Annotated in this window: 11 protein-coding genes; 3 read left to right on the forward strand and 8 right to left on the reverse strand. The window is 54.4% G+C overall.

The genetic code is table 11. From position 1 onward, the window contains the following. Positions 1 to 115: 115 nt before the first annotated feature. Positions 116 to 439 (forward strand): heavy metal-binding domain-containing protein, encoded by a 324-nt coding sequence (locus HVZ52_RS08225; RefSeq protein ID WP_001160725.1) that lies wholly within the window; start codon positions 116 to 118, stop codon positions 437 to 439. After that, the gene (locus HVZ52_RS08230; RefSeq protein ID WP_181599106.1) at positions 436 to 1266 is read left to right on the forward strand and encodes an N-acetylmuramoyl-L-alanine amidase; all 831 of its coding nucleotides are present in this window, start codon (positions 436 to 438) and stop codon (positions 1264 to 1266) included. The genes HVZ52_RS08225 and HVZ52_RS08230 overlap by 4 nt, the downstream gene beginning before the upstream one ends. On the opposite strand, the gene HVZ52_RS08235 is transcribed toward HVZ52_RS08230, so the two are convergent. The 4 genes from HVZ52_RS08235 to poxB all read right to left on the reverse strand — a co-directional run bounded on the left by HVZ52_RS08235 (position 1263) and on the right by poxB (position 6571). Further along, positions 1263 to 2276, reverse strand: a complete 1014-nt coding sequence (locus HVZ52_RS08235; protein ID WP_016153664.1) for an NAD(P)-dependent oxidoreductase — start codon at positions 2274 to 2276, stop codon at positions 1263 to 1265. The two genes, HVZ52_RS08230 and HVZ52_RS08235, sit on opposite strands and share 4 nt — an antisense overlap. Before the next feature lie 94 nt (positions 2277 to 2370). Continuing rightward, complete coding sequence (locus HVZ52_RS08240; RefSeq protein WP_053388865.1) at positions 2371 to 3804, reverse strand: SDR family oxidoreductase; 1434 nt, start codon at positions 3802 to 3804, stop codon at positions 2371 to 2373. A 10-nt stretch (positions 3805 to 3814) separates the two neighbouring features. Beyond that, entirely contained in the window at positions 3815 to 4816 is a 1002-nt protein-coding gene (ltaE, locus tag HVZ52_RS08245; RefSeq protein WP_181599107.1) for a low-specificity L-threonine aldolase, read from the reverse strand. Between the two features lie 36 nt (positions 4817 to 4852). After that, positions 4853 to 6571, reverse strand: coding sequence for a ubiquinone-dependent pyruvate dehydrogenase (gene poxB / locus HVZ52_RS08250; protein ID WP_155574501.1), 1719 nt, complete (start codon positions 6569 to 6571; stop codon positions 4853 to 4855). 152 nt (positions 6572 to 6723) lie between these two features. On the opposite strand from poxB, the gene HVZ52_RS08255 reads away from it, so the two are divergent. Continuing rightward, entirely contained in the window at positions 6724 to 7158 is a 435-nt protein-coding gene (locus tag HVZ52_RS08255; protein ID WP_016156945.1) for a DoxX family membrane protein, read from the forward strand. Between the two features lie 72 nt (positions 7159 to 7230). On the opposite strand, the gene HVZ52_RS08260 is transcribed toward HVZ52_RS08255, so the two are convergent. The 4 genes from HVZ52_RS08260 to HVZ52_RS08275 form a co-directional block, all read right to left on the reverse strand. After that, complete coding sequence (locus tag HVZ52_RS08260; RefSeq protein ID WP_181599108.1) at positions 7231 to 8847, reverse strand: FAD-NAD(P)-binding protein; 1617 nt, start codon at positions 8845 to 8847, stop codon at positions 7231 to 7233. A 200-nt stretch (positions 8848 to 9047) separates the two neighbouring features. Beyond that, positions 9048 to 10016, reverse strand: a complete 969-nt coding sequence (gene hcr / locus HVZ52_RS08265) for an NADH oxidoreductase (RefSeq protein WP_016153658.1) — start codon at positions 10014 to 10016, stop codon at positions 9048 to 9050. Positions 10017 to 10026: 10 nt separating this feature from the next. Beyond that, positions 10027 to 11679 carry a hydroxylamine reductase gene (gene hcp / locus HVZ52_RS08270; protein WP_016153657.1) on the reverse strand — a complete coding sequence of 551 codons (1653 nt, stop codon included), beginning with the start codon at positions 11677 to 11679 and terminating at the stop codon, positions 10027 to 10029. 155 nt (positions 11680 to 11834) lie between these two features. Beyond that, complete coding sequence (locus HVZ52_RS08275) at positions 11835 to 12734, reverse strand: lysine exporter LysO family protein (protein ID WP_016153656.1); 900 nt, start codon at positions 12732 to 12734, stop codon at positions 11835 to 11837. Positions 12735 to 12763 lie beyond the last annotated feature (29 nt).

Below are 12763 nucleotides of genomic sequence, written 5' to 3' on the forward strand. Positions count from 1 at the left end.
GCCGCCTTCCTGCAACTCGAATTATTTTGTGTAAAGAATATATCCTTTCAATGATAGTGGATCGGTTCGATAATGCTTTTGAGATCGTGCTCTTAGCGCAAAAAGGAGATTTACCATGCAGTTTTCGACTACCCCTACGCTGGAAGGGCAGAGCATCGTGGAATACTGCGGTGTTGTGACTGGCGAAGCCATTTTAGGCGCGAATATCTTCCGCGATTTCTTCGCCGGCATTCGCGATATCGTCGGCGGTCGCTCCGGCGCGTATGAAAAAGAGCTGCGTAAAGCGCGTGAGATTGCTTTTCAGGAGCTTGGTGAACAGGCAAAAGCGCTCGGTGCTGATGCGGTAGTCGGTATCGATATCGATTACGAAACCGTAGGCAAAGACGGTAGCATGCTGATGGTGAGCGTCAGCGGCACCGCGGTGAAAACTCGCCGATGAAGCGTCTGCTGTCTCTGCTGGCATTAACGCTGCTGCTGGTAGGATGTGCTGGCGAAAAAGGGATTGTCGACAAAGACGGGTATCAGTTAGATACCCGTCGTCAGGCGCAGGCTGCTTACCCGCGCATTAAAGTGCTGGTTATCCATTACACGGCCGATGATTTCGACTCTTCTCTGGCTACGCTGACCGATAAAAACGTCAGCTCGCACTATCTGATCCCGGCAGTGCCGCCGCTCTACCACGGCAAACCGCGTATCTGGCAACTGGTGCCGGAAAAAGATCTGGCCTGGCATGCGGGGATTAGCTTCTGGCGCGGCGCTACGCGAATTAACGATACCTCGATCGGCATTGAGCTGGAAAACCGCGGCTGGCAAAAATCGGTGGGCAGCAAGTATTTTGCGCCGTTTGAACCCGCGCAAATTCAGGCGTTAATCCCATTGGCGAAAGATATTATTGCCCGCTATGACATAAAACCACAGAACGTGGTGGCCCATGCGGATGTCGCACCGCAGCGCAAGGACGATCCAGGTCCGCTGTTTCCATGGGAAGAACTGGCCGCTCAGGGAATTGGCGCGTGGCCGGATGCTCAGCGGGTGGCGTTTTATCTTGCCGGGCGAGCGCCCGATACACCGGTAGAAACCTCATCATTGCTCGATCTGCTGTCGCGCTATGGTTATGAGGTAAAACCTGAAATGACGCCGCGTGAACAGCGGCGGGTGATTATGGCCTTCCAGATGCACTTCCGCCCGACCTTGTGGAACGGTGTGGCGGATGCAGAAACTCAGGCGATTGCCGAAGCGTTACTGGAGAAATACGGGCAGGGTTAACGCGGCAGCTTGCCGTGGTCACGCAGCCAGGCCGCGGTACGCTCAATCCCTTCATCCAGCGTCACAACGGGCTGATAACCTAATTCTTCCTGAGCGCGGGTGGTATCCAGCGTAAAGTCAAAATTCAGCTTCGAGACGCCGTAATGCGTAAGCTTTGGCTCTTTCGCGGATTTATTGCCTAACCGCTCCATGCTGCGGGCAATCATGTCCAGCATCGGGTAGGGCACGGAGCGGATACGGCAATCAATATTTAGCTCGTCGATAAGTTTCTGCACAATACTGCGCAGGGTGCGATGCTCGCCGTTGGTAATGTTGTACGCACGACCCGACGGCAGATTATCGCAGGCTTGCTGACTTGCCAGCCACATCGCGTGCACCGCATTCTCGTAGTAGGTCATATCCACCAGCGCACTTCCGCCGTGCGGCAACAGAATGCTGCCGTAGTGGTACATCATATGGGCCAGGCGCGGGATAAAGACTTTATCGTGTGGTCCGAACAAGCTTTGCGGACGCAATACCGTAAAACGGGTCTGCGGGTTGGCCTGTGTCAGCAACGCAATCACATCTTCGCCAGCCGCTTTACTGCGGGCGAATTCATTGGCGAAGCGTTGGGGGCGGAAGTCCTCTTTGATATCGCGATGGTGGTGATAATCAAAATAGAGCGACGGTGATGAGATATGAATGAAGTTACGAACGCCCCAGGCCACGGCCCACTCGCCCAGACGGCGGGTTGCGCGAACGTTGGCCAGATCGAAAGCTTCCTGAGTTCCCCAGGGTGAGGTAAAACTGGAGCAGTGCCACAGCGTATCGATACCGGCGAGCATCACTTTTGCCTGCGAAGAGACCAGCTCGGTCAAATCGGCATGCACAAACTCTGCGCCCATTTTCTCCAGCAGCTTGCCCATCGCTTCGTTGCGACCGGTAGCTCTGACGCTGACGCCTTTGCTGCATAAAAACTCAACCGCGTTTCGGCCTAAGCCGCTGGTGGCTCCGGTAACCAGTACCTTCATATCAATCCACTGTGTTTAAAAAACGTCGTGCGCATTCTTCCGTGAATTTCGTCTGTATGCAATGGGAAACATGAAAGAATACAGGCTCTTTTTATCATGAGTCTGTGATTTGTTCTGCAAGTTTAGCAATACGCTTCGCCATCCCTCTGAAAATGAACAGATGCGCTGGGATCATCAGCAGCCAATAGAAGAGGCCTGGCATGCCGTGCGGATGCCACCAGGCGCGGACATCAATGCGTCGGTGGTCGCCTTTATCTTCCAGCGTGAAGCTCAGTCGACCCAATCCTGGCGCTTTCATCCCAAACAGCAGCGTCAGCTGTTTTTCTGGCTCAACGATGATAACTTTCCAGCTATCAACGGTATCGCCAACCTGCAACAGAGAGTGTTGCGGTCTACCTTTCGCCAGCTTATGGCCGACCAGCAGGTCCAACGCCGCGCGCGTTTTCCATAAAATATTGCCAAAGAAATAGCCTTCTTTGCCGCCGAGGCGATTCACCACCTGCCACAGTGCCTGCCGACTGGCGGAGGTTTCAACGCTAAAGCCAGCTTGTTTAGCGAAATAGCCATATTCGGGGTGCCAGCGGGCAAATGCCTGCGCGTCGTAACCCCAGTCGCTGGAATTAACCAGCTTCTCTTCTTCTTTCAACGTGCTGCGCACCGCGTCATCAAAGGCAATCAGCTTTTGCGGGATCAGCGTGCGTAATTCAGTGTCATCGGCCAGCAGGTCGTGTTTTAAACCCTGTATCAGCGCTTTGGCCGTGGTCGGCGGCACTGACGTTATGACGTTCAAAAACCAGACCGAAATCCAGCGGGTAGGAAAGGGGACAGGGATGAGCAGGCGATGTTTACCGCTGACCGCCATAAAATGCTCGAACTGCTCCTGATAGCTCAATACCTGCGGCCCGGCGGCTTCGAGTACGCGGTGTTGGCGTGTAGGATGATCCAACAACGCCACCAGGTAGTACATTAAATTCTCCAGTGCGATAGGCGTGGTACGCGAGCGCACCCAGCGCGGAGGGGTGAGTACCGGCAGGTTGTAGACCATGTCGCGCATCACTTCAAAGGCGGCAGAACCTGCCCCTACGATAATACCAGCGCGCAATTCGGTCATCGGCACGCCTGATTCGCGCAGGGTGTCCGCGGTTATCTGTCGCGCACGCAGATGATCGGATTGTTCATGCCGGGGAGCCTGTAATGAGCTCAGGAAAATAAGCTGTTTGACTGGCGTATCACGTAGCGCATCGCGCACGTTCATTGCTACCTGGCGCTCATGGGCGATAAAATCACCGCCTTCTCCCATGCCATGGACCAGGTAATAGACCGTATCAACGCCGGTCAGCAGCGGCGTTAGGTTATCTGGCCAATTCAAATCGACCTTATGGCAACTGACGTTGGCCAACTGCTGCTTTTCCAGACGCTCGATGCGGCGTGCCGCAGCCAGCACCTGATGCCCTTGCTGACTGAGCGCCTGTACCAGATGCTGACCAATGTAGCCACTGGCGCCAAGAACCAAAATCCGTTGCGGCACGCCCATCTCCTTAGCGGGTTAAAAAAGCGCGCCAGTGGGCGACGACTTCAGCAAGCTGTTCACGCGATACGTCCAGATGCATCACCAGACGCACAATCGGCGAGGCGTTAATCAGCACGCCTTGCGCTTTCATGTACTCGCCCAGTGCCGCAGCGTGTTCTTCGCCAACGCGGACAAACAGCATGTTGGTGTCGTGGCGCATGACGTCCGCTCCTGCTTCGCGCAGTTGTTCCGCCATCCAGGCGGCGTTGTCATGGTCTTCTTGTAAACGCGACACGTTATTTTTCAGCGCATACAGTCCGGCCGCCGCCAGAATACCGGCCTGACGCATTCCGCCACCGGTCATTTTACGCCAACGAATGGCGCGCTTGATGTACTCGTGGCTGCCGACCAGCAGTGAGCCTACCGGCGTTCCTAAACCTTTGGAGAGACAAATGGTGAACGAATCGCAGTATTGCGTGACATCTTTTAACTCACAGCCATAGGCGACGATGGCGTTAAAAATACGCGCGCCGTCGACATGCAGCGCAAGATTGCGCTCACGGGTAAATTCCCAGGCCTCTTTCAGATACTCGCGTGGTAGCACTTTGCCGTTGTGGGTGTTTTCCAGGCTGAGCAGACGCGTGCGGGCAAAATGGATATCGTCCGCTTTGATTTTTGCCGCCACTTTGTCCAGCGGCAAAGAGCCATCCGGCATGACGTCGATAGGTTGCGGTTGAATGCTGCCGAGTACCGCTGCGCCACCCGCTTCGTAGAGATAGTTATGCGCGCCCTGACCGGCGATATACTCTTCCCCGCGCTGACAATGGCTGAGGAGAGCCACCAGGTTCGCCTGAGTGCCTGTGGGTAAGAAAATAGCGGCTTCTTTGCCAGCAAGCTCGGCTGCGTATTGCTGGAGGGCATTAACGGTAGGGTCATCACCGTAGACGTCGTCCCCGACCGGGGCGGCCATCATCTCTTCGAGCATGGCGCGACTTGGTCGGGTAACGGTATCACTGCGTAAATCAATCACGGGCATTCCTTTTTAAGTGAGGTAATGCCCTCTGTTTTACCTGAGCCAGTTAGTTTTCGCCAGTTCGATCACTTCATCACCGCGCCCGCTGATGATTGCGCGCAGCATATACAGGCTAAAACCTTTAGCTTGTTCGAGTTTGATCTGCGGCGGGATCGCCAGTTCTTCTTTCGCGACGACCACATCGACCAGCACCGGACCGTCAATCGACATCGCCCTTTGCAGCGCTTCATCAACCTCTGAGGATTTCTCCACGCGAATGCCCGTGATGCCGCAAGCCTCGGCAATCCGTGCGAAATTTGTATCGTGCAGTTCGGTGCCGTCGGTCAGATAACCGCCAGCTTTCATCTCCATCGCCACAAACCCCAACACGCTGTTGTTGAAGACAATAATCTTCACCGGCAGCTTCATTTGCACAACCGACAGAAAGTCGCCCATCAGCATGCTAAAACCGCCGTCACCGCACATTGCGACAACCTGACGTCCCGGTTCGGTCGCTTGCGCGCCGAGCGCCTGCGGCATGGCATTGGCCATCGACCCGTGGTTAAACGAACCGATCAGACGGCGTTTACCGTTCATTTTCAGATAACGTGCCGCCCACACCGTTGGCGTGCCAACGTCGCAAGTGAAGATGGCGTCGTCAGCGGCAAAGTGGCTGATCTGCTGCGCCAGATACTGCGGATGAATGGCTTTATCGCTGGGTTTGGCTAAATCATCCAGCCCTTTACGCGCCTCACGATAGTGTTCCAGCGCTTTATCCAGGAACTGCCGATCGGTTTTTTCTTCCACCAGCGGCAGCAGGGTGCGGAGTGTGGATGTAATATCGCCTACCAGCGCCATATCAACTTTACTGTGCGCGCCAATGCTCGCCGGATTGATATCAATCTGAATAATCTTGGCGTCGGTGGGGTAGAACGGGCGATAGGGGAACTGGGTACCGAGCAGGATCAGCGTGTCGGCATTCATCATGGTATGGAAGCCGGATGAAAAGCCAATTAGCCCGGTCATGCCCACGTCGTAAGGGTTGTCGTACTCAACATGCTCTTTACCACGCAGGGCGTGCACAATCGGCGCTTTTATTTTAGCAGCAAACTCAACCAGTTCTTTATGCGCACCGGCGCAGCCGCTGCCGCACATCAGGGCGATATTGCTGGAGTAGCGTAGCAGTTGCGCTAGTTTTCTGAGCTCTTCTTCTTCCGGAGTGACCACCGGGAGCGGCGCATGATACCAGTGAGTGCTGGCGCTTTCTGGTGCTGGCTTCAGCGCGACGTCGCCGGGTAATACCACCACGGAGACGCCGCGGTTGAGCACCGCTTTACGCATGGCAATTGCCAGCACCTGTGGGATCTGCTCAGGGCTGGAAACCAGCTCGCAATAGTGGCTACATTCGCGAAACAACTCTTGCGGGTGGGTCTCCTGAAAATAACCGCTGCCTATCTCACTGGATGGAATGTGTGCAGCAATTGCCAGCACCGGGACGTGGTTGCGGTGGCAATCAAACAGGCCGTTAATCAGGTGCAGGTTGCCTGGCCCACACGAGCCTGCGCAGACGGCCAGTTCTCCCGTCAACTGCGCTTCAGCGCCCGCGGCGAAGGCCGCAACCTCTTCATGACGGGTTGGCATCCAGTCAATCGTTCCCATACGATTCAGACTGTCACTAAGGCCATTTAGCGAGTCACCCGTCACACCCCAAATGCGTTTAACGCCAGCTTGTTCGAGTGTTTTAGCAATAAAAGCGGCAACCGTTTGTTTCATGGTTTTCCTTCTCCTTTAATGTGATACCGGTTACAAGTTTAGATGAAGATAATAGTTATGCTTATCATTACCTCTTATTTCCGGCAGGTTTCATTAAGCCTGTATTAAGCGTAGTTTGTTATTGGACATGGTGAAACAAGGAATAAATTCAAATGGTTATAAAACTATTAAATACAGTTAACCGGGTACTGACTCATGAAGATTTTGGCAAGTTTTTGTTACGTATTGCCGTGGGGGGATTAATGCTGTTTCATGGGCTGCATAAACTGTTCGCGGGTATTGATGGCATCAGTGGCATGCTGATAGCGAAAGGTTTCCCTGGCTTTATTGCGTATGGCGTTCTGCTGGGAGAGGTTGTGGCACCGTGCCTGATTATTCTTGGGATCCTGACGCGTCCGGCGGCGTTGGGGTTGGCGTTTACAATGGTGGTGGCATGGCTGATGGTCGGGATGGGTGAAACCTGGTCACTGGATAAAACCGGCGCATGGGCAATTGAAAGTCTGGTGTATTTCTTCATCGGCGCTCTGGCCGTGGCATTTTTGGGTGCGGGGCGTTTCTCCGTTGCCGGAAACTCGGCCTGGCGATAGTTTGCCATCCGAGAATCAAGACAGAGGCGGGGACGCGTTAACCTATCTCCGCCTCGCCATTAACTCTGGCCGCTAATCCATGTCGTCACTGCTCCACAGTTTGTGCCGACGTTTCAGTGCTCGTTGCGTCAATGCCTTTGCCATCGCGGCGCCTATTTCAGCGCTAACCACCAGACCCTGAATAAAGGGACGGTCGTGCATCAGCCACGGCAGTCCGCCAAAGGCGATGCGGTTGCGGGCGTTTTCCGGCGCTTGCAGCGTGTAATCTTCGCCGATATCCGGGATCTCATCGCCACAGGCCAGCAGTTGATCGCGTAGCGTTGGGAACGGAATATCTTTGCTCTGCAATGCCCGTTGTCCTCGGGCGTCAATAAATACATCAAATTCACTGCGCTGACCGTGGTGGTAAATGACCGTCATTTCCTGCTCATTTGTACGCTCATAATCCTTGCCGAGTGCGAGGATCTCAATCAGCCCGGCATCGTGCAGAGCCAGCAATCGGCGGATAGATTCAGACGGGATTGCCGCATAGTTATCAATAAAGACGCGCGCCAGTCCGTGCCTGAAACGTTTTTCGTCGCGAGCATCAAGATAAGGAACGATCTCTTCAATAACCTCATGTAGGCGCAATAAGGTATAGCGCCAGGCGACGGTATGTTGTTCCTGCTTGTTGCGCTCAACCTCCACCAGGTTACGCCTCGCCCAGTCAAAAGAGTCATGCTTGAGCCTGTCGGCAAAATAGACCTCGGGGAATGTGTCGGCGTTAAGCGTTGCAAGTGCTACCTGTTGGCACCACCCTGGCGCCGCGTCTTGCAGTTGTTGCACAATAAGCCGGAAGATGCGGTCCAGTAATCCGTTTTGGCCCTCGGCAATGGTGTTTTCAATCTCTTCTTGCGTCGCGATATTCAGCGGTTCATAGGGAAGAGGGCAGTAAAAATCCGCTTCAGGCAGCACACCGCTGCGCGACATCAGGGTCAGCTTCAGGTTTTGGCTGTCGGGTTTACGCGTGAACTGCAGTGAACGGTCGGTATTGGTGGTGAAGGTACCATGCTGACTGACCACGGCCATCGCCGCGTCGATAGCGCTTAGCGAGGTGCCCAGAATACCCACCCTGCAAGCGCTAATCCGCGCCTCCATCAGGCCGGTCCACGGACTGGGGAAAAACTTGCGTGCTTGAGCATCAGTTTCTGGCCACAGATGACCGCTGGCGATAGCGGCGAAATCCACTTCGACGGGCTGTGACGCGTGATTGATCCACAGGGAGACCCCAGTCGGGGTTGCTTGCAGGTCGGTGACTTTACTTGATTCATATACGCGAATTGTGAACCCGGATCTTTGCGCTTTATCGACAATGGCTAAAAAACGATCGCGATAATAATCGCCGAGGATCACGCGGGGCAAAAATTGCCGCTCATGCAACGATGTACGTTCAAGCCGAAACTGCGCCAGGTATTCATCGCTTTGATTCTGTAGCCACGTCAGATAACTGATATAAATCGGCGGGATCTCAATGCTGGCTATATTGGCCAGCATGTGGTCTGCGTTGTTGTCGCTGTTATAAGGCATGCCTACGCCAGCTTCCTCAGCTTGCTCATAAAGCTGTATCTCCAGCGGTTCACCGCGCTCAACGAGGGCATGAAACGTATAAATTCCGGTGGGACCTACGCCGACGATGGCCACTTTTTTCATGGGGATCCTTTGTAGAAAGTTCGACGTGGTAGTCGGGGTTTTGCTTAACCTGTGCCAGGTAAGTGTGGTCGATAATTCGCAGGAGGAGGACGGTATTTTGCCTGGGAGGGGGAAAAAATCGGAATTTTGCAGCGTCTGACAGCATAAAAAAGGCCACCCGATATAACCGGGTAGCCTTTTGTACATCAGATATCGGCCAATTACGCCAGCACTAAATCACCCTGCGGATGACAGGAGCAGGCCAGCACATAACCTTCAGCAATTTCTGCGTCGGTCAGCGTCATGGTGCTACTGACCGTGTAGTTACCGTCAACCACTTTGGTTTTGCAGCAGCCGCAAACGCCCGCACGGCATGCGGCGACAACCGGCACTTTATTGCTTTCCAGCGCTTCCAGCAGCGTACTGCCTACCGGCGCATAAAACTCTTTTGCCGGCTGCAGTTTGGTGAACTTCAGACCGCTGGTGGCGGCTTCAGCTACCGGGGTGAAGAACTGCTCTTTAAAGAAGCGTGTCACGCCCAGCGCATTGACTTCTTTCTCGACCAGATCCATATACGGCGCCGGGCCGCAGGTCATCACGGTGCGCGAAGCCAGGTCCGGTACGCTTTGCAGCAGTTCGGTGGTCAGTCGGCCGGAAACAAAACCGTCAGTGGCATTGTTTTCAGCAACTAAGGTCACCGGATACTCGCGCCATTCGTCGGCAAAAATGACATCTTGCGGTGAACGAACGTTAAAGATCACCTGCACATCTGCCTGTGGGCGGTATTTTGCCAACCAGCGACGCATTGACATGATTGGCGTGACGCCACAGCCAGCGGCCAGCATCAGGAACCTGTCTTCCGCTTTATCTTCACAGGTGAATTCACCCATTGCATCGGACAGCCAGATATAGTCGCCGCGCTTCACGTCGCGGGTTAACCACTGTGAGCCTGCGCCATCGTCAATGCGGCGGATGGTCAGCGTGATGTATTCGCTAACGCCCGGCGTTGAAGAGAGGGTGTAAGCACGCAGCGTGTCCGCTGAATTACGTACGCTGACCAGTGCATACTGCCCGGCGCGGTACGGATAATAGTCGTGGCACAGCAACGAAATTGTCCATACATCCGGCGTTTCCTGATGGATGTGATGAACCTGCATCCGCCATGGGCACTGATGAGTTGGCATTGTCATTCTTTACTCCTTACGCGCTCAGCAGTTGCTTCATGTCTTCTTCAACGGTGGTCACGGAACGCAGACCGAACTTCTCGTTGAGAACTGCCAGCAGGTCCGGCGTGAAGAAGCCAGGCGCAGTCGGGCCAGTGACGATGTTTTTCACACCCAGAGACAGCAGGGTCAGCAGAATGACAATCGCTTTCTGTTCGAACCAGGAGAGCACCAGAGACAGCGGCAGATCGTTCACGCCACAGCCCAGTTTCTCAGCCAGGGTTACTGCCAGGATGATGGCAGAGTATGCATCGTTACACTGACCTGCATCGACCAGACGCGGCAGGCCTTCGATATCGCCGAACTCCAGTTTGTTGAAACGATATTTACCGCACGCCAGAGTCAGGATCAGGCAGTCGTCCGGCACGCTGGTGGCGAAGTCAGTGAAGTAGTTACGTTCGCCACGCGCGCCATCACAACCGCCAACCAGGAAGATGTGACGCAGTTTTTCGCGGCTTACCAGGTCGATCAGGGTATCCGCCGCGCCCAGCAGAGTCTGACGACCGAAACCAACGGTGATCAGGTGCGGAATTTCGCTGTACGGGAAGCCCGCCATCTGCTGAGCTTGAGCAATTACCGGAGCGAAGTTGTCGCCTTCGAGGTGGCTTACACCCGGCCAACCGACGATGCTACGAGTCCAGATACGGTCATCGTAGGCGCCAACGGTTGGGTCGATGATGCAGTTAGAGGTCATTACGATTGGGCCCGGGAAGCGGGCAAATTCAACCTGCTGATTCTGCCAGCCGCTGCCGTAGTTACCGATCAGGTGTTTGAACTTACGCAGTTCCGGGTAGCCGTGCGCCGGCAGCATTTCACCGTGGGTATAGACGTTAACGCCGGTACCTTCGGTCTGCTCCAGCAGGTTGTACAGATCTTTCAGGTCGTGACCGGAGATCAGGATGCACTTACCTTCGGTTGCTTTGACGTTGACCTGAGTTGGCGTCGGGTGGCCGTATTTTGTGGTTTCGCCAGCATCCAGAATGCTCATCACTTTGAAGTTCATCTGGCCGATTTCCATTGAGCACTCCAGCAGAGCGTTCATATCGGAAGGCCAGGTTCCCAGCCATGCCATGATTTTGTGGTACTGAGCGTAGATGTCGTTGTCGTACTGACCGAGAACGTGCGCGTGCTCCATGTAAGCTGCCGCACCTTTCAGGCCGTACAGGCACAGCAGACGCAGGCCGAGAATGTTCTCGCCGATGGCTGCTTTGTCTTTGTTCGGGGTAAATTCAGCGGCCTGACGTTGCAGGTCGCCCAGATCGTCGCTGACCAGTTGCAGATCGGCCATCGGGTTAGCGACCGCTGCGTTCGCGTCGATGTTCAGGCATTGCGCTTTCAGGGCGTCGCGCATGGCGATAGCTTCACGGGCATAGCCAACAATACGCGGAGAATCGAAGTTAACGTTGGTCAGCGTGGAGAAGAATGCACGCGGCGCAAAGTTATCAACCTCATGGTCGATGATGCCGTATTCACGTGCCTTAACAGCCCATGCAGACAGACCTTGTAGGGAAGCAATCAGCAGATCCTGCAAATCGGAGGTTTCAGCCGTTTTACCGCACATACCCTGCGCGTAAGAGCAGCCGTTTCCTGCCGGAGTACGGATGGTTTGTTCACATTGCACACAAAACATGGTCACACCTTTTAAAGTTATATTTAATATACATGTTTAAGGTTATGCCTGTGCGCGAAGGGATAAAAGGGATTTCTGCTACAACTTGCAGGGAGATTGATTTAGCGCAATTTTGGCGGTAGATGACTACCGCCAGAGAGGTATTTGTCCTGACGTCAGGCGGAGAAAAACGCCATCAGCAAAGGCACTAACAGACTCAGAATAAAGCCGTGGACGATGGCTGCCGGAACCATCTCCAGACCGCCGCTGCGTTGGAGCACCGGTAAGGTGAAATCCATTGATGTCGCGCCACATAGCCCCAGCGCGGTTGAGCGGCTGCGGCCCACCATTCCAGGAATCAACATAATGGCAATCAGTTCGCGGGCCAGGTCATTAAAGAAGGCGGCGCTACCAATCACCGGCCCGAACGATTCGGTTAACAGAATACCGGACAGGGAATACCAGCCAAAACCAGACGCCATCGCCAGCGCGGTTTTCAGCGGCAGGCCGAGGATCAACGCATTAATAACCCCCGCCAGCATCGAACTGGCGACGACGACCACCGCAACAATCATCCCCCGGCGATTCAGCACAATTTGCTTTAAGGTCATACCGCTGTTGCGCAGTTGAATCCCGACCAGGAACAGTAAAAAGATTAACGTATATTCGCTGGCTTCGGTGGCGTGCTGCAGAATAGGAAGACCGGTGAGGCCGAGCAGAAAACCCACGACGACGACGCCACAAAGCTGGAGCGACTCAAGCGCCATCGCAATTCGCGAGGGTAGCTTTTCTTGCTTGTGGTTATGTCGCCAGGGCAGCGAACGCTCCAGCCAGAACAGCGCCGCGATATTACACAGCAAAATGACCGTCACGCTGACCGCAGAATAATGAAGAATGGCTAACAGGTTGCTGGCGAGATTATCCAGAAACGCCAGGCTGATACCCATAAAAAAGAGAATAAGGTAGACGATCCAGCTCAACAGGCGATTGATGAGTTTTAATGCAGCCCTGTGCCGAAGCGGAATAAGGTAGCCCACAATAAGGGGAACCAGAATGATTAACAGCCCTGAAAACATGAAAACCAGATCCTTGCTGAGAGTAAGAC

The organism is Citrobacter sp. RHB36-C18 (assembly GCF_013814485.1).
Lineage (GTDB): Bacteria > Pseudomonadota > Gammaproteobacteria > Enterobacterales > Enterobacteriaceae > Citrobacter > Citrobacter braakii.

What these genes read in the sequence shown, in the direction of transcription:
- HVZ52_RS08225 (WP_001160725.1), top strand. Translation starts at nt 116, where the DNA reads ATGCAGTTTTCGACTACCCCTACGCTGGAAGGGCAGAGCATCGTGGAA.
- HVZ52_RS08230 (WP_181599106.1), top strand. Translation starts at nt 436, where the DNA reads ATGAAGCGTCTGCTGTCTCTGCTGGCATTAACGCTGCTGCTGGTAGGA.
- HVZ52_RS08235 (WP_016153664.1), bottom strand. Translation starts at nt 2,276, where the DNA reads ATGAAGGTACTGGTTACCGGAGCCACCAGCGGCTTAGGCCGAAACGCG.
- poxB (WP_155574501.1), bottom strand. Translation starts at nt 6,571, where the DNA reads ATGAAACAAACGGTTGCCGCTTTTATTGCTAAAACACTCGAACAAGCT.
- HVZ52_RS08255 (WP_016156945.1), top strand. Translation starts at nt 6,724, where the DNA reads ATGGTTATAAAACTATTAAATACAGTTAACCGGGTACTGACTCATGAA.
- HVZ52_RS08260 (WP_181599108.1), bottom strand. Translation starts at nt 8,847, where the DNA reads ATGAAAAAAGTGGCCATCGTCGGCGTAGGTCCCACCGGAATTTATACG.
- hcr (WP_016153658.1), bottom strand. Translation starts at nt 10,016, where the DNA reads ATGACAATGCCAACTCATCAGTGCCCATGGCGGATGCAGGTTCATCAC.
- hcp (WP_016153657.1), bottom strand. Translation starts at nt 11,679, where the DNA reads ATGTTTTGTGTGCAATGTGAACAAACCATCCGTACTCCGGCAGGAAAC.
- HVZ52_RS08275 (WP_016153656.1), bottom strand. Translation starts at nt 12,734, where the DNA reads ATGTTTTCAGGGCTGTTAATCATTCTGGTTCCCCTTATTGTGGGCTAC.